Here is a 21290-nt window from a genome sequence, read left to right as displayed (position 1 = left end):
CTCAGGCCTTCCAGTCCCACTGTGTGGTGAACTTGCCCATCAGCGCCTGCACGCTGGCCTCGTCCTGCTTGGGCGCCAGGCGTGCGACAAGGCCGCGCTTCTTGTCTTCGGCCACCTCGACCACGCGGGCGGAAAGGCCCGCCTCGGCCAGTTCGGCGTTCAGCACGCGGGAGATTGCGCTGCGGCGCAGGTCGGGTTTGAACACTTTGCCCACCGCCGTCTTCGGCAGTTCCGACAAGATCTCGATATGCTTGGGAACCGCCGCGCGCTCGGGGATATGCTCGCGCGCATACTCCACCAGTTCGGCGACGGATACGGTCGCCCCCTTGACCAGCTCGACATAGGCGCAGGGCAACTCTCCCGCATGGGCATCGGGCTGGCCAATGGCGCCCACAAAACCCACCGCCGGATGGCCCATCAGCGCCTCTTCGATCATCGCCGGGTCGATGTTGTGGCCGCCCCGGATGATCAGATCCTTGGCCCGCCCGGTGATGTAGAGATAACCGTCGGCGTCGATACGCCCCAGATCTCCGGTCCGCAGGTAGCGATCCTCGGCAAAGAGCTTATGGTTCTTGTCGACCTCGGTATAAGTCGATCCCTCGAACACGCCGGGATTGGCCACGCAAATCTCGCCGATCTCGTCCACCGCACACTCCCGGAAGCCGCCATTGCCGTTTGTGTGCAGGATGCGGACATGGGTATAGGGGAACGGAATGCCGACAGAGCCGATCTTCTTGGCCCCGTCTGGCGGGTTGACCGACACAAGGCAGGTACATTCGGTCAGGCCGTAGCCTTCGACGATCTGCACGCCAGTCGCCTTTTCAAAGCGGTTGAACAGCTCGATCGGCAACGGGGCCGAGCCCGAGAAGGCGCCGCGCAACGAGCTGACATCGGCATTGACCGGGCGCTGCATCAGCGCGGCAAGTGCCGTGGGTACCGTGACCATGTAGGTCACCCGCCAGCGCTCGACCAGCTTCCAGAAATTGTCGAACACCCCTTCGCCACGATAGCCAGCGGGCGTCGGAAACACCACATGCGCGCCGGATGCGATCATCGACATCAGGATCGGATACACCGCAAATACGTGGAACAAAGGCAGCGGGCAGATCACCACATCGGTTTCGCGGAACAGCAGCCGATGGCCCAGCCAACCGTTGTAGACCATGCCCGAGACCTTGTGCTGCGCGACCTTGGGCATGCCGGTCGTGCCACCGGTGTGGAAATAGGCGGCAACCCGGTCATCCGTCGTATCCGCAAAGGTCAGCCGGTCAGCGGGCTGCTTTTCAACCTCTGCACGGAAGTTCAGAACGCGGGCCGAATGGGTGATCGCACCCTTGGGCCGCAGGAAATGGGCGATCCATTTCTTGGGCGGATGCAGATAGCGCAGAAGATCAATCTCAAGCACCGTCTTTACATTGGGCGCATGGGTCAGCGCCTCGGCCACGCGGGCTGAAAGATCAGTCTTGGGAAAGGCGCGAAGGGTCACCACGACCTTGGCCTTGGTCTCGCGCAGGATGGCGCCGATCTGTTCGGGGTCGAGCAGAGGGTTGATCGGGTTCACGATGCCCGCAACCATCCCGCCCAGAAGCACATGCACAGTCTCGGACGAGTTGGGCAGGACATAGGCCACCACGTCCTTTTCACCAACGCCGAGGCTGCGGAACAGATTGGCCGATTGCGTCACACGGGCAAAGAGCTGCGCCCAGGTCAGGGTCTCTCCCTTGTCGGTGGGATCAGATGTCAGCTGGAAAGACACCGCACTGCGACCGCCATGTGCCTTGGCGGCCCGGCCAAGGAATTCATGCATGCTGCGTGCTGCGCCGCGATCTGCCCATGGCATCTCGGCCTCGATGGCCTTGATATCGGCCAGATTCGAGAAACTTCCCATCCGTATTCCTCCCTGTCCCGGTTCTGTCCGGGCTTCCCCTGCTGCCAAAATGGCCGCAAGTCGACAGGGCCGCAAGAAAAGCCTGATCCTGTGCCGTGACGTTCCGACAGCCCCGACGCTACGTCAAAAACCCAAGGATGGGCAAAGGGGCTTGTGGCCCCCTTGCCGGACTACTTCTGCGGAATACGCAGGACCTGACCGGGATAGATCTTGTCGGGGTGTTTCAGCATGGGCTTGTTGGCCTCGAAAATCTCGGGGTAGCGATTGGCGTTGCCCAGCGTCGCCTTTGCAATGGCTGACAGCGTGTCGCCCTTTTTCACCGTATGGAAAACCGGCTCGGGTGCGGCGGCGGGCATTTCCGCCTCGACCTTGGCCACGCCCTCGACGTTGCCCACTGCAAGGATGACCTTCTCCTGCTCTTCCGGCGTGGCGGCTGTGCCCGAAAGCTTGACCGTGTCGCCATCAACCTTGATCGACACATCCTTTGCATCAAGCCCCAGCTTTTCGACCTCTTTCTTAAGCGCCTCTTCCTTTGCGGCGGCAGCCTCCGGCGCCTCGGCCGCCTCGGCTTTAGAGCCGAACAACGACGATCCGGCATCCTTCACGAATGACCAAAGTCCCATGCAAATCTCCTGTCAAAACCGCACCACGGGCTGTGATGCATGGCCAGCATGCACCCGGCCACAAGGGGCGGTCCAGTGAAGATTGCGCGGCAAATCGTCGAGGGGCGATCAGGCCTGACCGTCCGTGAACTGTAGCCGGGCAAGGCGCGCGTAAAGCCCACCCTCGGCCACCAGTTCGTCATGCGTGCCCTGTGCAACGATGTGGCCGTGGTCGAACACCACAATGCGGTCGGCACGCTTGACGGTCGCCAGGCGGTGCGCCACGACCAGCACGCTGCGCCCCTCGGCCAGACGTTCGACCGCCGCCTGAACCGCCCGCTCGCTTTCGGCATCCAACGCCGAGGTTGCCTCATCCAGCAGCAAGACCGGTGCGTCGCGCAAGATCGCGCGCGCGATGGCGATGCGCTGCTTCTGCCCGCCCGAGAGCATGACGCCACGCTCACCCAGGAAGGTGCCGTAGCCCTGCGGCAAAGCGGCGATGAAGTCATGTGCAGCGGCAGCCTCGGCAGCGGCCTCAACCTCGGCATCGCTGGCGTCGGGACGGCCAAAGCGGATGTTCTCGCGGGCTGAGGCTGCAAAGATCACCGGGTCCTGCGGCACAAGTGCAATCGCCTTGCGGAAGTCGGCGCGCGCCATGTCGCGCAGGTCGATCCCGTCGAGGGTCACACGCCCCTGCTGCGGATCGTAAAAACGCAAAAGCAGTTGCAGGATGGTGGTCTTGCCTGCACCGGAGGGCCCGACCAAGGCGACGGTCTCGCCCGGTGCGACCTCAAGATCAACGCCGTTCAGGGCCGATACTTCGGGCCGCGCGGGATAGTTGAAGCGCACGCCTTCAAAGCCGATTTCGCCACGCACCGGGTGCGCCAGCGGTGTCGGGCGGGCGGGGTCCTGCACGCTGTCCTGCGTCTCCAGCAACTCGACCAGTCGTTCGGTCGCCCCAGAAGCGCGCTGCAGCTCTCCCCAGATCTCGGAGAGTGCACCAACCGATCCGGCGACCATGACGGCATAGATCACGAACTGAACCAGCTCTCCCGGCGACATGCTGCCTTCGCGCACATCCCGCGCGCCGATCCACAGCACGCCCACGATGCCAGCAAAGACCAGAAAGATCACGATTACGGTCATCACCGCGCGGGCCGTGATCCGCGCGCGGGCCGAGGCAAAGGACTTTTCGGTGACGCGCGCGAATTCGGCTCGCGTCAGCCCTTCATGCGTATAGGCCTGCACCGTCTGCACGGATTGCAGCGCCTCGGATGCGGCACCCGAGGATGCAGCGATCCAGTCCTGATTGTCACGCGACAGCGCCCGCAGCCGCCGCCCCAGAACAACGATGGGCACCACAACTGCAGGCACGATCAGAAGCACGAGCCCGGTCAGTTTGGCAGAGGTCAGGAACAGGAAGACCAGCCCACCCAGAAGCAGCAGCACATTGCGCAGCGCAACCGAGACGGAGGACCCGATGACCGAAAGGATCAGCGTGGTATCGGTGGTCAGCCGCGAAAGCACCTCCCCCGTCAGCGTCCGCTCGAAGAATGCGGGCGACTGGCCGATCACGCGGTCAAACAGCGCGCGGCGGATATCGGCCACCACGCGCTCGCCCAGACGGGTCACCAGCGCGTAGCGCAGCCCGGTGCCAAGCGCGAGCACGGCCGCGATCAACAAGGCACCCGCGAAATACTGATCAAGCAGAACCGCGGAATTGGCATTGAACCCGTCGACCACACGCCGCACGGCCAAGGGCAGGATCAGGCTGACCCCTGCCGTCAGCGTCAGCGCCGCCAATGCCCCCAGAACCAGCCCGCGATAGGGCGCAAGAAACGGCCGCAGACCCGCCAGCGCCTTCACGCGTTTCGAAGGCGCCCTGTCGGGCAGGGTTTGGGAACCACGGGCCATAAGTGCTCTCCTGTTTCGCCGAACGGGTTTAGGCGGGCAGACGCCGCAGGGCAAGCGCGACGAAGGGACGCGTCCCTCAACAGGGTCGGCACGGCCCGAATATGCCAAGACATGCCGAAGATTGCCGGTGGCGATGTGTCGGGGGTTCAATCCGGCGCCGGGCTGTGCAACCTTCGCCCAGTTGGATGAGGAGCCGACATGACCGAATTCTTCACCGCATCTGACGGTGCGCTTCTTGCCTTTTCGGACACGGGGACCGGAACACCCGTGCTCTGCCTTTCGGGGCTGACCCGGACCATGGCCGATTTCGACTATCTGCTGCCCCACCTGCCCTCGGGTCTGCGCGTTATCCGCATGGACTATCGCGGCCGGGGTCAAAGCCAGTGGACAGGGGCCGACAGCTATACCGTGCCGATAGAGGCACGCGACGCGCTGGAGTTGCTTGACCATCTCGGGGTGTCGCGCACGGCGGTGCTTGGCACCTCTCGGGGCGGGCTCATTGCGCTGGCATTGGCGGTGGCCGCGCGTGATCGTCTGACTGGCGTCGCCTTCAACGACGTGGGCCCTGTGATCGAGCGCAAGGGGCTGGAGCGGATCTTCGACTATCTGGGGCGCAACCCCACCCCCAAGACGCACGAAGCCCTGGCCGAAGCCCTGCCCCGCGTCATGCCGGGCTTTGCCAATGTGCCCGCCGAGCGCTGGCTGGCCGAGGCCCGCAAGCACTATGTGCAGACCGAACGGGGCCTGCGCATCACCTATGACCCCACGCTGCGCGAGGCCTTCATCGCGGCCTTCAGCGGCCCGGCTTTTGATGCATGGCCCCTCTTTGACGCGCTGCAGGGCGCGCCGGTCGCACTGATCCGGGGGGCCAACTCTGATCTTTTGTCGAAGGCAACTGCGCAAGAAATGCAATCCCGTCGCCCGGACATGATCTTTGCCGATGTTCCCGACCGCGCCCATATTCCTTTTCTGGACGAGCCCGGGTCGCTTGCGGCCCTGAATCGTTGGCTGGAGGCCCTGCCATGACCGACATTGCCCGTATCGAGGCCGCCAGTTTTCGACTGGCGGGGCATGCCCTGCGCACGCCGCTGCTGAATTCGCCCTTCCTTGATGACATCGCGGGGCGGCGGGTCTGGGTCAAGGCGGAATGCCTGCAATTGACAGGGTCATTCAAGTTCCGCGGCGGCTGGTCTGCTGTTTCCGCGATTGACCCTGCGGTTCGGGCGGCAGGGGTGCTCGCCTTTTCCTCTGGCAATCACGCACAAGGCGTCGCCTTGGCCGCACAACGGCACGGGGTGCCTGCCGTCATCATCATGCCTTCGGATGCGCCGCGCGTGAAGATCGACAACACCCGCGCCTTGGGGGCCGAAGTCATCCTCTATGACCGCGACAGGGAGAACCGCGAGGCGATCGGCGCGGCCATCGCGGCCGAGCGTGGGCTGACCCTGATCCGGCCCTATGATGACCCCGAAGTGATCGCGGGCCAGGGCACATGCGGGCTTGAGATTGCAGAACAGGCGACCGAGCATGGCATCCGTCAGGCTGACGTTCTGGTCTGCTGCGGTGGCGGCGGGCTGACGGCAGGCATTGCGCTTGCGCTGGAAAGCCGCTCGCCCGGCCTGCGCGTCCGTCCGTGCGAGCCGTTCGGCTTTGACGATACCGCTCGAAGCCTCGCAAGCGGCGCGCGCCAGCAGAATGAGCGCAGCTCCGGCTCCATCTGCGACGCCATCGTGACGCCCACGCCGGGTGAGCTGACCTTTCCGATCAACAACCGCCTTTGCGGTCCGGGTCTGGTCGTCACCGATACCGAGGCGCTGAAAACCGTGGCGCTGGCCTATAACCGGCTGAAAATTGTTCTGGAACCGGGCGGCGCGGTTGCATTGGCCGCAGCCCTCTTTCGACCCAACGTGATCGAGGGCGATGACGTGATCGCCGTCGCGACCGGTGGAAATATCGACACGGGCCAGTTTCAGGCCGCCTTGATCCGCTTTGGAGACTGATCCGTGCCGCTGGCCTTTCTGCCCGACCTGCGGCTGAACTACCGGGACGAAGGAACGGGTGCGCCCGTGGTCTTTTCCCATGCCCTGGGCCTCGATCTGACCATGTGGGACGCGGTGCTGCCGCATCTGCCCGAAGGCTTGCGCCTTGTGCGCTATGACCATCGGGGCCATGGCGGGTCAGACGTTCCAGCACCGCCCTATGCAATGGGTGCGCTGGTGCGCGATGCGGAACGGCTGCTTGACCACCTTGGCGTGCGGGACTGCGTCTTCGTCGGCCTGTCGATGGGGGGGCTGGTCGCGCAGGGGCTGGCCATCAAGCGGCTCGATCTGGTGCGGGGGTTGGTCCTGTCGAACACCGCCGCGCGTATCGGCAACGACGCGCTTTGGCAGGCGCGATCGGATACGGTCGCGACAGGCGGCATCGAGGCGCTGGCAGATGCCACCATGGAGCGCTGGTTCCCCCGCCGCTTCCGGGCCGAGGGGCGGCACCTGCCTTGGCGCGCGCGATTGCTCGCCACATCACCCGACGGGTATCGCGGTGCCTGCGCGGCCATTGGGGGCACCGATTTCTACACGCCCACCGCGAGCCTGACTTTGCCCACGCTGGCGATCGCCGGATCCGATGACGGATCAACCCCGCCCGATCTGGTGCGCGAGACGGCAGAGTTGATCCGGGGCTCCGAGTTCACCCTGATGCGCGGATCGGGACACCTGCCCGCAATCGATGCACCCGAGGCCTTTGCCCGACATCTGACAGATTTCCTTTATCGCATCGGTCATATAGAGGGGTGAGCTTCGTGCTGCCCATTTTCGATCTGTGATCCACCCCATGCGTGACCGCTTCGCCCTTGGCTTCATCCTGCTGACCGTGCTGATCGACGCCATGGGCATCGGGCTGATCTATCCGGTGATGCCCGACCTGATGACCGAAGTGACCGGAGACTCGCTTGCTGGCGCGGCGCTGTGGGGCGGCGTTCTGGCAACCGCCTTTGCGGTCATGCAGTTTCTGTTCGGCCCGGTGGTTGGCAACCTGTCTGACCGCTATGGCCGCAGGCCGGTTCTGCTTGCCTCGCTTGCCATCATGGCGGTGGATTATGTGGTCATGGCGCTGGCGCATACGGTGTGGCTGCTTCTGATCGGGCGCGTGGTGGCGGGGCTTGCCTCGGCCACGCATGGCACGGCCAGCGCCTATGTCGCCGATATTTCGGCCCCCGATGATCGGGCCCGTCGCTTTGCGCTGATCGGTGCGGCCTTCGGGCTGGGCTTCGTCGCCGGACCGATGATGGGCGGGCTGCTTGCCGTCGTCGACAGCCGCGCGCCATTCTGGGCGGCAGCTGCACTGGCACTGGCCAATTTCACCTTTGGTCTTTTCGCCCTGCCCGAGAGCCTTTCTGCAGACCTGCGCCGCCCCTTCAGCCTGCGCCGGGCCAACCCTCTTGCCTCATTCGCGGCCATCCGGCGCCTGCCGGGCCTGAAGCTGCTGCTGCTGATCTCGTTCCTCTACGCGCTGACCTTCAACGTCTGGCCGGCGATCTGGAGCTATTACGGCAAGGCTGCCTTCAACTGGGACGCCCGCGCGATCGGGCTCTCGCTGGCGGTATTCGGCATCTTCGTCGCATTGGCCCAGGCTTTCCTGATGCAGCCGATGATCTCTCGTCTGGGTGAGCGGCGCACTGCCACATTCGGCATGGTGGCCGAGGTTGCGACCTATGGTTTCTACGCCTTTGTCACTTCGGGCTTCTGGGCGCTGGCGTTCACGGCCGTCAGCGCGCTTGGCGGGGTGACTGGTCCCGCGCTGCAAGCCATGATGTCGCGCGCAACGCCAGAAAATCAGCAGGGCGAGCTGCAAGGCATCTTCGCCTCGCTGAACGCATTGGCGATGATTCTGACGCCCGTCGTCATGACAGCGATCTTTGGCTATTTCACCGGGCCGCAGACACCTGTCTTCTGGCCGGGGGCGCCGTTCCTTCTGTCGGCGGCCATCATGTTGGGTGCATTGATTCTTTTTCTTGCAACACCCGGCAGGGTTGCCAACGCCGAGGCCCGCTAGGCCTGTGCAAACCGCCCCGGATTTTGATCAAGACTGTCTAAAAAGACAGCTATCCGAATCTGGCACACTCCGATTAGTTGAGGGGGCGCAGGGGATGGTAGTTGTTGCGGTTGTGTAAACGGTTCCCCGACGTGGTGTTGATTGTAGCAAGTTTCAGGAAGGTTCTCGTGGGTCCCTGCGCCTGAAACCGCCGATAACGTGATGTAAAGAGTGAGCAAGAGAATGGAACGGACTGCAGTTTTTAGCGCAAATCATTATCTCGCACTGGCCATCAAGGAGACCGGCAGCCTCCTCGCGGCCATCCCAAGAATGGAGGGCGCCTGTTTGGTCGCCTTTCTTCTGTTCGCTCTGACCTGACAGGGCAAGCTTCGGCGGCATCAAGCCCTGCGGTGCATCCGCCGCAGGGACACTGAAACTACGTATCCGCGGCCCGGGTATCCCCACCCGGGCCGCTTTTCGTTTGCGGGTCAGGCGGCCGCAGGCATCCGCTTTTCAACCATGCCGACATACCAGCTTGATCCGAACGGGATCGCGTTGTCGTCAAAGTTATAGGCGGGGTGGTGAACCATGGCGGTATCGCCATTCCCCAAGAAGATATAGGCGCCGGGACGTTCGTTCAGCATATAGCTGAAATCCTCGGCCCCCATCAGCGGCGGGGTGTCTGGATCGACCTGCCCCGATACCTCGCGCGCGACCTCGACCGCGTAGTCGGTGTTATCTTCGGCGTTGATGGTCACCGGGTAGCCGCGCTGGTAGTTCAGCACAGCCTGCCCGCCAAGTGCGATCGCCGTCCCCTCGACAATCTCTTTCAGGCGCTGCTCGACCTGATCCTGAACGGCGGGGTCCATGGTGCGCACGGTGCCCTTCATCTTCACGACCTGCGGGATCACGTTATGGGCAGTCGAGTCGGTCTGTACGGTGCAGATCGAGACAACCACCTGCTTCAGCGGATCAACCGTGCGGCTGGCGATCGTCTGCGCGGCCACAACGATATGGGCGGCGATCACGGTGGTGTCGATGCATTCATGTGGCTTCGCGGCATGGCCGCCCCGGCCAGTCACGACGATCTCGAACTGATCCGCCGCCGCCATGATGGCGCCCGGACGGATGGCGAACTGGCCAACGGGAATTCCGGGCATGTTGTGCATGCCATAGACTTCCTGAATGCCCCAACGATCCATCATCCCGTCGTTGACCATCTCCTTGCCGCCGCCGCCGCCCTCTTCGGCAGGCTGGAAGATGACCACGGCGGTTCCGTCGAAGTTCCGCGTCTCGGTCAGATACTTTGCCGCACCCAGCAACATCGCGGTATGCCCGTCATGCCCGCAGGCATGCATCCGCCCCGGCACCTGCGAGGCATAGGCAACGCCGGTGTTTTCCGTGATCGGCAGCGCATCCATGTCGGCACGCAGCCCAATCACCCGCCCCGATTCCGTTTGCCGACCCTTGATCACACCAACGACACCGGTGCGGCCAATCCCCTCCACAACCTCATCGCAGCCAAAGCTGCGCAGCAAGTCAGCCACGCGCGCCGCCGTCCGGTGCACTTCGAACTGAAGCTCGGGGTTGGCGTGGAAATCCTGCCGCCAGGCGGCGATTTCGGGCAGCAGTTCGGCAAATCGGTTTCGCGGGGCCATGGGGTCCTCTGACGTTGTTGATCCATGCCAGTGTGCAGGGCGCGCGCGGGTCTGTCGCCTCTCAAAGCGACGGGCCGGGGGCGATTTCGGATCCGTCGGCAAAACGGTTCAACCGGAAACGGCGAATGTCATGCCCGGTTGAATTGCCCATAACCAGATCGGCAATCACGCGCCCCATTCCGGGGCCGATCCCGAAGCCGTGCCCGCTCATCCCCGTCGCGATGACGAGGCCAGGGATTGAGGCCGCCCGGTCCACCACCGGCACCACATCGGGCATGCTGTCGATCATCCCGGCCCAGGCGGCGCGCAGAGGCGGGGCGCCAATCTCGGGGAAGGCGGCCGCGAATTCGCGCTGAATGCCAGCCAGAAGCCGGCGCGATGGCGCCGGGTTCAGAACCCGGTTGCGTTCGAAAGGGGACACACCGTCGGCCGACCAGTGCCGGGGCGTGCCCCAGCTATCCGGGTAGTCGCGCGGTGCGGCAGGGTAAAACTTCGTGGACCGGAAATCCTTCTTCAGAACAGGCAGATACGCGGCAAAGCTGCGAAAGGCGTCGGGTCCGATGAAGAAGTCATGCCCGCTGCCCGGCGCCAGGCTGTAGCCACCATCCTGCCGGCGGCGAAAGGCGATCCGGTCATCCGTCGCGTTGCCCGCAAAGACCTGCGGCAGCGGCATGGTTGCAGCGACGGTCGCCCGGACCGACAGCTGCGGGAAGCTGACCCCATGCGCACGCGCAAACAGACTGGACCACGCGCCCCCCGCCAGAACGACCTGCGCGCAGGCAATCCGGCCCGCCTCGGTCACCACACCCGTGATCTGTCCTGCAGTGATGTCGAGCGTCCGTACAGCGCAATTCTCGACAAGCACGGCTCCACGTCGTGCGGCCCCCTGTGCGAGATGCGGCACCGCCACCCAAGGCTCGGCCCGCGCGTCCGAAGGTGTGAACATGCCCCCAAGCCAAGGGGCGGTGCTGCCCTGCACCAGACCGCCCACGGCCTGACGGGTCAGCATCCTTGTATCAACGCCATGGCCCTTTGCCTCTGCCAGCCACGCCTCGAAGCCCTCCATCTCGGCCTGGCTGCGCGCAAGGTAGAGCACGCCCTCGCGGCGGAACCCCAGATCGTCGCCGAATTCCTGCGCAAGCGACTGCCAGATGCGCAGGCTTTCGATCATGATCGGCAGTTCGGCAAAGTCGCGGCCCTGCTGGCGTACCCAGCCCCAGTTGCGGCTGGACTGTTCACCTGCAATGCGGCCCTTTTCGCAAAGCACCACCCTTTGCCCGCGTTCGGCCAGATACCATGCCGTCATCACGCCGATGACCCCGCCCCCGATCACCACCACGTCGCAAGCGGCCGGCGGCGGCCCCGGAAAGCGGATCGGAGTCGTCTCGGAAATCGGAAAGGGCATCATTGGGCAAGCTCCTCGACCAGGGCCTGCATGAAGCGCCAGCCGGCCTCGAACTGGTCCAGCGCAAGCCATTCGTCGGGCTGATGGGCCTGGGCGATATCGCCAGGGCCGCAGACAACCGCCGAGTAGCCTTCTGCCTGAAACTGCCCGGCTTCGGTGCCATAGCTGACGACACCCGCAGCATTGTCACCGGTTAGGCGACGGACCAACGCTTCGGCCGCGCCGTCTGTTTCAGGAACCAGCGGCGGAACGTAGAAAACCTCGGTTAGCTGGATCGCAGCCTCGGGACGCACAGCTTGCATCCCGGCCTCGATCCGCGCAGCCTCGGCCCGCAGGCGGGCCACCCAGTCCAGCGGATCTTCACCCGGCACACAGCGAAAGCCCAGACCGAAGGCGCAATCCTTGGCCGTGATGTTCTCGGCCGTGCCGCCGCGAATGGTGCCCACGTGCAGCGTCGTGAACGGTGGGTCAAAGAGGCCTGCGATCGCGGTCACGTCCTTTGCGCGGTTTTCGGCGTTCATCCGGTTGGCCCAGTCGATCAGCCGCGCACCTTCCATGATCGCATTGACGCCGCCGTGCATGATCGAGCTGTGAACCTCAAACCCCGTCACATCGACGCGCATGCCGTGCCCGCCTTTATGGCCGTTCACCACGCGCATCATCGACGGCTCACCCACGACCACGGCCCCGGCGCGCGGCAGGGTGCGGGCCATGGCGGCGATCATCGCAGGCGCGCCAGTACAGCCCAGTTCCTCGTCAAACGAGAGCGCGATCTGCAGGGGGCGCTTGACCCCGCGCTGCAAGGCCAGCGGCACCGCCGCCAGCGCCAACGCGACAAAGCCCTTCATATCACAGACGCCACGGCCGATCAGCCGGCCATCACGTTCGGTCACCATCCAGGGGTCAGAAGTCCAGGCCTGCCCATCAACCGGCACCACGTCGCTGTGACCTGACAGGACGACCCCACCGGGAACCCAGGGCCCGACATTGGCAAAGAGCGCAGCCTTGGTGCGATCCTCGTTCCACACCCGATGGGCCGTGACGCCCCACCCCGCAAGCCAGGATTCGACCCAGTCGACCAGCGCAAGATTGCTGTCCCGGCTAACCGTGGGGAATGCGACCAGTCGTTCGAGGATCTGACGCGACGTAAGGAGTTCTGGCATGATTTACCGGATCTGATCATATTTTCTTGGTGCAGCGTGAACTTGGGCTGCGGGATTGGCAAGACCCGCCATCGCGCGCATGGGGCATCCTGCCCGATCAGCCTGTCATTTTGTCGAAACGCGCTTGCTAGGTGCCAAAAAATTGCTAACACTTGACCAAATGGCAAACAACCATGCCGCGAAGAGCATGAAATAAGCCAATAAAAACAACAGACTTGGGGGTATAGCCGATGCCCGATGGGGCAAGACCGGTACTCGATGTCCGGGGGCTGAAAACCGTGTTCCGGACACGCGGTGGCGATGTGCACGCCGTCAATGATGTCAGCTTCAGCCTGCAAAAAGGCGAGCTTCTGGGCGTGGTCGGCGAAAGCGGATCAGGCAAGTCGGTGACGATGATGTCGCTGATCGGGCTCTTGCCCTCTCCCCCCGCGGATGTCTGCGGCGGCACGGTGATGCTGGGCGATACGGATCTGCTGACCGCGCCCCCGGAAGAGCTGCGCCAAATCCGTGGCGCGCGGATCGGGTTCGTGTTCCAGGATCCGATGACCTCGCTCAACCCCGTGTTCAACGTCGGCTCGCAGATCATGGAGCCCCTGCGCGAGCATATGGGCATGACCAAGGCCCAAGCCGAAGTGCGAGCTGTGGAACTGCTGGAGCTTGTGGGCATCCCCGATGCGCGCCGCCGCCTGAAAAGCTATCCGCACCAGTTTTCCGGCGGGATGCGCCAGCGGGTTATGATTGCCATCGCGCTTGCCTGTGACCCGGATGTTCTGATTGCGGACGAGCCGACGACAGCGCTCGATGTAACCATTCAGGCGCAAATCCTCGAACTGGTGAAAGAGCTCCGGCAGAAGCTTGGCATGGCGATCATCTGGATCACCCATGATCTGGGCGTGATTGCGGGTATCGCAGACCGGGTGATGGTCATGTACGGCGGGCAGGTCGTTGAGCAAGGTCCGGTGCGCGCGGTGTTCAGCGCGCCGCAGCACCCCTATACGCGGGCGCTGCTGCGCACGATCCCGAAGCTGCACGGGCCACGCGATGCCCGGCTTGAAGCGATCTCTGGCCAGCCGCCGATCCTTTCGGCCCCACCAACATCCTGCCCGTTCCGCCCGCGCTGCCCACATGCGTTTGACCGTTGCGCCGCCGAAAACCCGGCCCGGCGCGCCATCGACGGGCGCGCGATCGGTCAGGGCCATGACGTCGCCTGCCACTGGACTGCCCCGGCCATGCAAGAGGTTGCCCATGCTTGATGCCCAAGGCACTGCCGCGGCACCGCTGGTTCAGGTCAGTAACCTGAAGATGTACTTCCCGATCTACACCGGACTGCTGCGGCGCCACACCGGCGACGTCAAGGCGGTGGACGATGTCAGCTTCACCATCCGCGCGGGCGAGACGCTGGGCCTTGTCGGCGAATCCGGCTGCGGCAAGTCGACCGTGGGGCGTGCGATCCTTCGGCTCTACGAACCGACTGCCGGGCGCGTTGTGATTGACGGCGACGATATCCCCGCGCTTGCGCCCGAGGCGCTGCGCAAGAAGCGTCCCGTGATGCAGATGGTGTTTCAGGACCCGCAAGCCAGCCTGAACCCTCGTATGACGGTCGCCGATATCATCGGTGAGCCTTTGGACGAGCACACGAACCTGACGGGTCAGGAAAAGCTCGCACGGATCTACGAGTTGATGGATCAGGTCGGGCTGAACCGTGCCTTCGCCAACCGCTATCCCTTTGCCTTCTCGGGCGGGCAGCGCCAGCGCATCGGCATTGCGCGTGCATTGGCGCTTAATCCCCGTTTCATCGTCTGTGACGAACCTATCGCAGCGCTGGACGTGTCTATCCAGGCGCAGGTCGTCAACCTGCTGGAGGATCTGCAGGACCGGCTGGGCCTGACCTATCTCTTCATCAGCCACGATCTGTCGATGGTGCGCCACATCGCTGACCGCGTGGCAGTCATGTATCTGGGCCAGATTGCCGAGATCAGCCCGCGCGACGACCTCTATGCCAATCCGCTTCACCCCTATGCAGAGGCGCTTCTTTCCGCTGTTCCAGAGCCTGATCCCAACGGCGCCGCACGGCAGCGGATCATCCTCAAGGGCGACGTGCCCTCGCCTGCCAATCCGCCCAAGGGATGCAACTTCTGCACGCGCTGCCCAAAGGTGATGCCGGTTTGCCGCGAGATTGAGCCGAAGCTTGCCGAAGCCGCGCCGGGCCGCATGGTGGCCTGCCATCTGATAAACCCGATACCGAGCACCGGCTGAACCGGAGCCACAAAGAACCGAGGCAGGGCATAGTCCCGAGCACTACCAACAAGGAGAGCCACGAATATGAAAATCAAGACCCTGCTGATGGGCGCTGCTGCAGCCTTTGTGCTGGCCCCTGCCGCCCAAGCCGAACGCGGCGCGGATGGCGAGTTGAAGATCCTGTATTATCAAGCGGTTTCGACGCTGAACCCCTATCTGTCCTCGGGCACCAAGGATGTCGAGGCAGGATCGCTGGTGCTGGATCCGCTCGCCTCGTTCGATCAGGACGGCAATATGGTGCCGCGTCTGGCCGTCGAGATCCCGACAGTGGAAAATGGCGGCGTCGCGGCTGACCTGACCTCGATCACCTGGAAGCTGAAGGAAGGCATCACCTGGTCGGACGGCACACCGCTGACCTCGGAAGACGTCAAGTTTACCTGGGAATACTGCACCCATCCCGAGGGTGGCTGCGCGCAGGGCGCCAAATATGAAGGCGTAAAAACGGTTGAAACCCCCGATCCGCTGACCGTCAAGGTCGTGTTTGAGGCGCCCAAGCCCTATCCCTATCAGCCCTTCACCGGCGCAACCGCCCCGATCCTGCAAAAGGCCCAGTTCGGCGCCTGCGTAGGTGCCGCGGCCTCGTCCTGCACCGAACAGAACTCCAAGCCGATCGGCACCGGTCCTTTCGTCGTCACCGACTTCAAGGTCAATGACGTGATCACGCTGGAAGCCAACCCGAACTACCGTGACGCGGCCAAGCCCGCCTTCGCAAAGGTGACCGTCAAGGGCGGCGGCGACGCGCTGGCCGCAGCCTCGGCCGTCATGGAAACCGGCGAGTTCGACTACGCCTGGAACACCCAGATCAACCCTGAACAGCAGGCCCAGATGGAAGCTGGCGGCAAGGGCAAGTTCGTCAACGCCTTTGGCACGCTGGTTGAACGGATCGAGATCAACATGACCGATCCTTCGAGCGATCTGCCCGAAGGCGAGCGGTCGACACCGAAGCACCCCCACCCGATCTTCTCGGATGCGCGCGTGCGTCAGGCGCTGTCGAAAGCCATCGACCGCAATGTGCTGGTCGAAGTGGGCTATGGCGCGGCTGGCCGGCCCACCTGCAACCTTGTCCCCGCCCCGGCCTATCAGGCCTCTGACAACACCGACTGCCTGACGCAGGACATCGAAGGCGCCAAGAAACTGCTGGAGGAAGCCGGCTGGGTTGACAGCGATGGCGACGGCATCCGCGACAAGGACGGCAAGAAACTGTCGATCCTTTATCAGACCTCGGTCAACGCGGTGCGGCAGGACTTCCAGGCGCTGGTCAAGGGCTGGTGGAACGAAATCGGCGTCGAGGTCGAGTTGAAGTCGATCGATCCGGGCGTCTACTTCGGCGGTGACGCGGCCTCGCCCGACACCTTCCAGAAGTTCTATGCCGACGTCGAAATGTACGCCAACAACTTTGATGGCACCGACGCAGAACCCTACATGTCGCAATACCTGTGCGACAAGATCCCCGGCCCCGACAACCAGTGGCAGGGCGAAAACGTCAACCGCTTCTGCGATCCGGCCTATGATGCGCTGGTCAAGGAGTTGTCCTCGACCGTAGGCATCGAGGCTCGTGGGGCGTTGGTCAAGAAGATGAACGACATGCTGACCAAAGACTCGCACGTGATCATCCCGCTGGTGGATCGCGGACGCTTCTCGGCGCAGTCGAACAGCATCGATGGCTTCATCATGAACTCGTGGGACAGCGAACTCTGGAACGTGGCCGACTGGTCCCGCGTGAAGTGACCTGAACGGACGTGGCGCGAGACCCTCGCGCCACGTCTTCCTGCTGTCCCGATCCCGAAAGCCCTGCGCGCCATGCTGACATTCATCCTTCGGCGGCTCATGCTGGCCATTCCCACGCTGCTGCTGATCTCGCTCGTGATCTTCCTGCTGGTGGATTTCGCGCCCGGCAGCCCGATGTCCGAGATTCCGCTGACCGTACCACCCGAGGTGCGCCAGAAGATGATGGCCGCCATGGGCGCCGACAAGCCGGTGATGGTGCGCTATGTGCTGTGGCTGCGGCAGTTCTTCATCGTCGAGCCGCAATACGCGATCGACGCCCTTTTCGGCACCGACTTCGCCCAAGGGGCGCAACGGATCATCTCGTGGCAGTCCAAGGTGCCGGTGTTCCAGATCATCGGTGAGCGCCTGCCCCAGACCCTGACCGTTGTGGGTACGGCCTATCTGATCGGCATCCTGATCGCGCTACCCATCGGCATCTATTCCGCCTATCGCCAGTATTCGTGGTTCGATATCGGCGGCACGTTCTTTTCGACCGTCGGCTTTTCGGTGCCCACCTTCTTTACCGGCAACATCCTGATCCTGATCTTTGCCGTCAAGCTGGGCTGGTTCCCGACGATCTATGATACCAACCTGCGGATCACCGACTGGGAGAGCCTCGTCAAGATGCTGAAACAGATGGCCCTGCCCGTCACGGTTCTGGCCCTGTTCAACGCAGCCGAGATCAGCCGCTATACCCGCGCCTCGGTGCTGGAAAACCTCGGGCAGGACTATGTTCGCACGGCCCGCGCCAAGGGCATGCCCGAACGGGTGGTGCTGCTGAAACATGTGCTGCGCAATTCGCTGATCCCGGTGGTCACCGTGATCGCGCTTGGCCTGCCCACTGTCTTTGGCGGCGCCATCGTCACCGAGCAGATTTTCAAGATCAACGGCATCGGTGCCGCGCTGATCGGGGCGATCCATGTCAGCGACCTGCCGACGGTGCAGACCATCACCTTCATCTTTGCCGTGCTGATCGTGGCCTTCAACCTGATCGCCGATATCCTTTACGGCATCCTTGATCCCCGGATCCGCTATGACTGATACCTCAGCCGCCCCCATCAAGCTTGAAAAGCCGCGCAGCCAGTGGCGCGACGTCTGGGTGCAGTTCCGCCAGCACAAGGGCGCCATGGTCGCGCTGGTGCTGCTGTGCGTCATGGCGGCCTTTGTGCTGATCGGCCCCTTGATCTGGCGGATCGACCCGAACTTCATCGACCCCGACCCGGTCAAGATGATCCGCCTGCGCAACAAGGGTCCCAGTTGGGACCACCCGATGGGCACCGACCAGATCGGGCGCGACATCCTTGCGCGGATGATGTTTGGCGGGCGCATCTCGCTCGCGGTGGCCACGGTTGCGATGCTGGTCGCGATCTTCATCGGAACCACTGTGGGGGTGCTGGCGGGCTACTTCCGGCGCATCGACGGCCTCCTGATGCGGCTGACAGATATGTTCCTTGCCCTGCCGCTGCTGCCGCTGCTTTTGGTGATGATGTTCCTCTTTCGCGATGCGGCGGCAAAGGTGCTTGGCCCCAGCATGGGCACGTTCCTTCTGATCGTGCTGGCCATCGGCGTCACAAGCTGGATGCATTCCGCCCGGATCGTCCGGGGTGAGGTGCTGGCGCTGAAGGAACGCGAATATGTGCTGGCCGCGCGCTCTATCGGCACGCCCGCGCGGCGCATCATTCTGCGCCACATCCTGCCCAACGTGCTGTCGCCGGTTCTGGTGGCCGCAACGCTTGGCATCGCGGCGGCGATCATCACCGAAAGCGTGTTGAGCTTTCTGGGCCTTGGGTTTCCGCCAGATTTTCCCACCTGGGGGCGGCTGCTTTATGACGGGGTCGATGCGATCCGCACCTACCCTGAGCGGGTGGTCTGGCCGGGCATCGCGATCTCGCTGACGGTGCTGTGCGTGAACTACATCGGCGACGGGCTGCGTGACGCGCTGGACCCGCGCATCCGCGGACGCTGAGAGAGAATGGGACGCTGCGAGAAATAGGGGGGCGCTGGCCCCCCTTTCCTGTTCAGCCTTCGACCTTTGTCAGATCGGCCACCTGCGCGACCAGCGCGCGGATGCGGTGCAGCAGGTTCAGCCGGTTGCGGCGCAGGATCTGGTTTTCGGTATTGATCTGCACAGCCGTGAAGAAGGCGTCGATCGGCGCGCGAAGCCGTGCCATCGCGGCCATGGCGGCGGCGAAATCTTCGGCCGCCATTGCAGGCTTGATCGCCGCCTCGCCCGCGTCGAGCGCGGCAAAGAGCGCGCGCTCTTCGTCGGTTTCGGCGAACTTCGGGTCAGCGCCGAACGAGTATTCCACCCCGTCCTTCTGCTCTGCCTGCGTCAGAATGTTGTTCGCCCGCTTGAAGCCCTGCAGAAGGTTCGTGCCATCTTCGGTCGAAAGGAAGGCCTGCAGCGCCTCGGCCCGCTTCACCAGCAGCGTGAGGTCATCATTCCCCGGCATGGCGAGGCAGGCGTCGATGACGTCGTGCCGGATGCCTTGGTCACGGAGGAATACTTTGAGGCGATCATGGAAGAAGGCGAGGAGATCGGTTGGAACGTCTTCCGAATTTGAAGTCGACCCTTGATTGACATGCAGTTGGGCGGCAGCGGCAAATAGCTTCAACATCGGCAGGCGCAGGGCATTCTCTGTTGCGAGGCGCGTGACACCCAACGCTGCGCGCCGCAGTGCAAACGGATCTTTCGACCCCGTCGGCTTCTCGCCGATTACCCAGAAACCAGTCAGCACATCGAGTTTGTCCGCAAGGGCTACAGCGACCGATACAGGGGCGTTTGGAACCGCATCTGATGGGCCGAGGGGCTGATAATGCTCCTTCGCGGCATTGGCCACATCATCCGGTTGGCCAGCAGATGTGGCATAGTACATGCCCATCAAGCCCTGAAGCTCAGGGAACTCACCGACCATGGCTGACCGCAGGTCGAGCTTGGCGATGCGCGCCGCTTCCTTCGCTGCTTCCACATTGAGTGAGGGCATGAAGGGCGCCAGATCGTTGATCAGGCTGTCCATCCTTCCGATCCGGTCGGCCTGTGAGCCCAGCTTGTTGTGGAAGGTCACGGCCTTCAGGCCCTCGGCCCATTCGGTCATGCCCGACTTCGCCACGCGCAGGTCGTTTTCCCAGAAGAACCGCGCGTCCGACAGGCGGGCCGACAGCACCTTCTGGTTGCCCTTCAGGATCGTGGCGCCGTGGTCGGCGGTTTCGCGGTTGGCGACGGTGACAAAGCCCTCGATCCGGCCGGTCTTGGGGTTCTTGACCGAAAAGAACTTCTGATGCTCGCGCATCGAGGTTTGCAGAACCTCGGGCGGCAGATGCAGGAATTCCTCACCGATGGCGCCCATCAGAACCACGGGCCATTCGACCAGACCCGCAACCTCGGTCAGCAGCCCTGCATCCGGCACGACTTCAAACCCGCGCGCAAAGGCCTGATTTTGCGCATCATTCCAGATATGGGCCTCGCGCTCGGCGCTGTCGAGCATGACATGGGCACGGCGCAGTTTGGCGGCATAGTCGTCAAAGGACGAGACCGCGAACCGACCCGGCGACATGAAGCGATGGCCCCCGGTGGTGTTGCCCGCCGTGATCCCTTCGACCGTCAGGGGCACAACCTCGGTGCCGCCCTCATCGCCCAGGATGCAGAGGATCGAGTGAAGCGGACGCACCCAACGCAGGGACCCGTTGCCCCACCGCATCGACTTGGGCCAGGGGAAGTTGCGGATCGTGCGCTCCAGCACCTCGGCCACAACATCGGCAGCCTTGCGGCCGGGCTTTTCGACAACCGCGAAATAGACCTCGGCCTTCTTGTCGGCCCGCTTTTCAAGCTGGTCGAGCGTGAGGCCGGTCGAGCGCAGGAAGCCTTCCAGTGCCGCCGCCGGGGCGTCGGTGCGGGGGCCTTTGCGTTCCTCGCGCACGGGTTTGCTTTCGGTCGTCAGGCCATGCACCGTCAGCGCCAAGCGGCGCGGCGTCGAAAAGGCACCCGCCCCTTCATAGGTCAGTCCCGCCTCGACCAGACCGTCGGTGACAAGCTTCTTCAGCGCCTCACGCGCTGCCCCTTGCATCCGCGCCGGGATTTCCTCGGAAAAGAGTTCAATCAGCAAATCGGGCATTGGGATTATCTTTCAGCTTGTCGTTGAGCTGGTGCCAGGCAAAGGCATCGCCATTCGGAAAGACCGCGACGACGCGATCAATACCGGGCACGATGTCCTGCACCGAAAGGAAGGCGATCGCCTCGCCGGATTGCAGCGCGCTGCCAATCCGTTGCGCGTCAAAACAGTCGAACCAGGACGGGGCGACCAGAGGCTCGGCCGTATCATAGACCTGATAGGTTTCCGTCAGCATCGCCTGGCTGAGCGGCGTGTGAAAGCAGGCGCGGAACCGCAGCGGAGAGCTTTCGGCATCGATGCCCTTGATGTTCTCGGCCACGATCACCTCGGGCGTGGCCCCGAAGATCGGGGTCAGCGCGATCTCGGCGCCGGGTTCGAACCGCGCCTCGTGGTAAAAGGCGTAGACCTGTGTCCAGTACAGGGCCACACCGGCCAGCAGGGACAACATGATGATGCC

General features: G+C 63.6%; 17 protein-coding genes. 9 read left to right on the top strand and 8 right to left on the bottom strand.

Features of this window, described 5'->3' with window-relative positions:
• Window position 1: 1 nt before the first annotated feature.
• From FQU74_RS05065 to FQU74_RS05055, 3 genes are all read right to left on the bottom strand, one after another.
• Window positions 2-1888 carry an acyl-CoA synthetase gene (locus tag FQU74_RS05065; RefSeq protein ID WP_146285330.1) on the bottom strand — a complete coding sequence of 629 codons (1887 nt, stop codon included), beginning with the start codon at window positions 1886-1888 and terminating at the stop codon, window positions 2-4.
• 170 nt (window positions 1889-2058) lie between these two features.
• Window positions 2059-2511 carry a peptidoglycan-binding protein LysM gene (gene lysM / locus FQU74_RS05060; RefSeq protein ID WP_146285329.1) on the bottom strand — a complete coding sequence of 151 codons (453 nt, stop codon included), beginning with the start codon at window positions 2509-2511 and terminating at the stop codon, window positions 2059-2061.
• Window positions 2512-2619: 108 nt separating this feature from the next.
• Complete coding sequence (locus FQU74_RS05055; RefSeq protein WP_170246196.1) at window positions 2620-4404, bottom strand: ABC transporter transmembrane domain-containing protein; 1785 nt, start codon at window positions 4402-4404, stop codon at window positions 2620-2622.
• 198 nt (window positions 4405-4602) lie between these two features.
• Between FQU74_RS05055 and FQU74_RS05050 the strand changes: the two genes are divergently transcribed.
• Genes FQU74_RS05050 through FQU74_RS05035 form a run of 4 tightly spaced genes read left to right on the top strand, consistent with a single transcriptional unit; the run spans window position 4603 to window position 8454 of the window.
• Window positions 4603-5430 (top strand): alpha/beta fold hydrolase, encoded by an 828-nt coding sequence (locus FQU74_RS05050; RefSeq protein ID WP_146285328.1) that lies wholly within the window; start codon window positions 4603-4605, stop codon window positions 5428-5430.
• Complete coding sequence (locus FQU74_RS05045; protein ID WP_146285327.1) at window positions 5427-6404, top strand: threonine ammonia-lyase; 978 nt, start codon at window positions 5427-5429, stop codon at window positions 6402-6404. Before FQU74_RS05050 ends, FQU74_RS05045 begins: the two co-directional genes overlap by 4 nt.
• Window positions 6405-6407: 3 nt before the next feature.
• Window positions 6408-7196 (top strand): 3-oxoadipate enol-lactonase, encoded by a 789-nt coding sequence (gene pcaD / locus FQU74_RS05040; protein WP_146285326.1) that lies wholly within the window; start codon window positions 6408-6410, stop codon window positions 7194-7196.
• Window positions 7197-7233: 37 nt separating this feature from the next.
• Window positions 7234-8454: a TCR/Tet family MFS transporter gene (locus FQU74_RS05035; protein WP_146285325.1), complete on the top strand. Its 1221-nt coding sequence runs from the start codon at window positions 7234-7236 to the stop codon at window positions 8452-8454.
• Between the two features lie 467 nt (window positions 8455-8921).
• On the opposite strand, the gene FQU74_RS05030 is transcribed toward FQU74_RS05035, so the two are convergent.
• The 3 genes from FQU74_RS05030 to argE form a co-directional block, all read right to left on the bottom strand.
• Window positions 8922-10091: a M20 aminoacylase family protein gene (locus FQU74_RS05030; protein ID WP_146285324.1), complete on the bottom strand. Its 1170-nt coding sequence runs from the start codon at window positions 10089-10091 to the stop codon at window positions 8922-8924.
• Window positions 10092-10152: 61 nt separating this feature from the next.
• Window positions 10153-11496, bottom strand: a complete 1344-nt coding sequence (locus tag FQU74_RS05025) for an NAD(P)/FAD-dependent oxidoreductase (protein WP_188781577.1) — start codon at window positions 11494-11496, stop codon at window positions 10153-10155.
• Window positions 11496-12659 carry an acetylornithine deacetylase gene (gene argE / locus FQU74_RS05020; protein ID WP_146285322.1) on the bottom strand — a complete coding sequence of 388 codons (1164 nt, stop codon included), beginning with the start codon at window positions 12657-12659 and terminating at the stop codon, window positions 11496-11498. The genes FQU74_RS05025 and argE overlap by 1 nt, the downstream gene beginning before the upstream one ends.
• Before the next feature lie 230 nt (window positions 12660-12889).
• Between argE and FQU74_RS05015 the strand changes: the two genes are divergently transcribed.
• The 5 genes from FQU74_RS05015 (at window position 12890) to FQU74_RS04995 (ending at window position 18690) form a co-directional block, all read left to right on the top strand.
• On the top strand, window positions 12890-13912 hold the full coding sequence (locus tag FQU74_RS05015; protein ID WP_146285321.1) for an ABC transporter ATP-binding protein: 1023 nt from the start codon (window positions 12890-12892) through the stop codon (window positions 13910-13912).
• Window positions 13905-14915: an ABC transporter ATP-binding protein gene (locus FQU74_RS05010; RefSeq protein ID WP_146285320.1), complete on the top strand. Its 1011-nt coding sequence runs from the start codon at window positions 13905-13907 to the stop codon at window positions 14913-14915. The genes FQU74_RS05015 and FQU74_RS05010 overlap by 8 nt, the downstream gene beginning before the upstream one ends.
• 66 nt (window positions 14916-14981) lie before the next feature.
• Complete coding sequence (locus FQU74_RS05005; RefSeq protein ID WP_146285319.1) at window positions 14982-16685, top strand: peptide ABC transporter substrate-binding protein; 1704 nt, start codon at window positions 14982-14984, stop codon at window positions 16683-16685.
• A 72-nt stretch (window positions 16686-16757) separates the two neighbouring features.
• On the top strand, window positions 16758-17765 hold the full coding sequence (locus FQU74_RS05000) for an ABC transporter permease (RefSeq protein WP_146285318.1): 1008 nt from the start codon (window positions 16758-16760) through the stop codon (window positions 17763-17765).
• Window positions 17758-18690 carry an ABC transporter permease gene (locus FQU74_RS04995; RefSeq protein ID WP_146285317.1) on the top strand — a complete coding sequence of 311 codons (933 nt, stop codon included), beginning with the start codon at window positions 17758-17760 and terminating at the stop codon, window positions 18688-18690. Before FQU74_RS05000 ends, FQU74_RS04995 begins: the two co-directional genes overlap by 8 nt.
• A gap of 52 nt (window positions 18691-18742) precedes the next feature.
• Here FQU74_RS04995 and glyS read toward each other — a convergent pair whose 3' ends face one another.
• Both glyS and FQU74_RS04985 read right to left on the bottom strand, forming a co-directional pair.
• Window positions 18743-20836, bottom strand: a complete 2094-nt coding sequence (gene glyS, locus FQU74_RS04990) for a glycine--tRNA ligase subunit beta (RefSeq protein ID WP_146285316.1) — start codon at window positions 20834-20836, stop codon at window positions 18743-18745.
• Window positions 20817-21281 carry a DUF6446 family protein gene (locus FQU74_RS04985; RefSeq protein ID WP_146285315.1) on the bottom strand — a complete coding sequence of 155 codons (465 nt, stop codon included), beginning with the start codon at window positions 21279-21281 and terminating at the stop codon, window positions 20817-20819. Before FQU74_RS04985 ends, glyS begins: the two co-directional genes overlap by 20 nt.
• Window positions 21282-21290: the final 9 nt, after the last annotated feature.

Origin of the sequence: Gemmobacter aquaticus, assembly GCF_007859075.1 — a bacterium.
In the GTDB taxonomy this organism is placed as follows: domain Bacteria; phylum Pseudomonadota; class Alphaproteobacteria; order Rhodobacterales; family Rhodobacteraceae; genus Gemmobacter; species Gemmobacter aquaticus.
This window is presented reverse-complemented; position numbering and strand designations above follow the sequence as displayed.

Excerpts from the sequence above, each read along its gene's own strand:
- FQU74_RS05065 (WP_146285330.1), bottom strand. The coding sequence starts at position 1,888 with ATGGGAAGTTTCTCGAATCTGGCCGATATCAAGGCCATCGAGGCCGAG.
- lysM (WP_146285329.1), bottom strand. The coding sequence starts at position 2,511 with ATGGGACTTTGGTCATTCGTGAAGGATGCCGGATCGTCGTTGTTCGGC.
- FQU74_RS05055 (WP_170246196.1), bottom strand. The coding sequence starts at position 4,404 with ATGGCCCGTGGTTCCCAAACCCTGCCCGACAGGGCGCCTTCGAAACGC.
- FQU74_RS05050 (WP_146285328.1), top strand. The coding sequence starts at position 4,603 with ATGACCGAATTCTTCACCGCATCTGACGGTGCGCTTCTTGCCTTTTCG.
- FQU74_RS05045 (WP_146285327.1), top strand. The coding sequence starts at position 5,427 with ATGACCGACATTGCCCGTATCGAGGCCGCCAGTTTTCGACTGGCGGGG.
- FQU74_RS05035 (WP_146285325.1), top strand. The coding sequence starts at position 7,234 with ATGCGTGACCGCTTCGCCCTTGGCTTCATCCTGCTGACCGTGCTGATC.
- FQU74_RS05030 (WP_146285324.1), bottom strand. The coding sequence starts at position 10,091 with ATGGCCCCGCGAAACCGATTTGCCGAACTGCTGCCCGAAATCGCCGCC.
- FQU74_RS05025 (WP_188781577.1), bottom strand. The coding sequence starts at position 11,496 with ATGCCCTTTCCGATTTCCGAGACGACTCCGATCCGCTTTCCGGGGCCG.
- argE (WP_146285322.1), bottom strand. The coding sequence starts at position 12,659 with ATGCCAGAACTCCTTACGTCGCGTCAGATCCTCGAACGACTGGTCGCA.
- FQU74_RS05015 (WP_146285321.1), top strand. The coding sequence starts at position 12,890 with ATGCCCGATGGGGCAAGACCGGTACTCGATGTCCGGGGGCTGAAAACC.
- FQU74_RS05010 (WP_146285320.1), top strand. The coding sequence starts at position 13,905 with ATGCTTGATGCCCAAGGCACTGCCGCGGCACCGCTGGTTCAGGTCAGT.
- FQU74_RS05005 (WP_146285319.1), top strand. The coding sequence starts at position 14,982 with ATGAAAATCAAGACCCTGCTGATGGGCGCTGCTGCAGCCTTTGTGCTG.
- FQU74_RS05000 (WP_146285318.1), top strand. The coding sequence starts at position 16,758 with ATGCTGACATTCATCCTTCGGCGGCTCATGCTGGCCATTCCCACGCTG.
- FQU74_RS04995 (WP_146285317.1), top strand. The coding sequence starts at position 17,758 with ATGACTGATACCTCAGCCGCCCCCATCAAGCTTGAAAAGCCGCGCAGC.
- glyS (WP_146285316.1), bottom strand. The coding sequence starts at position 20,836 with ATGCCCGATTTGCTGATTGAACTCTTTTCCGAGGAAATCCCGGCGCGG.
- FQU74_RS04985 (WP_146285315.1), bottom strand. The coding sequence starts at position 21,281 with ATGTTGTCCCTGCTGGCCGGTGTGGCCCTGTACTGGACACAGGTCTAC.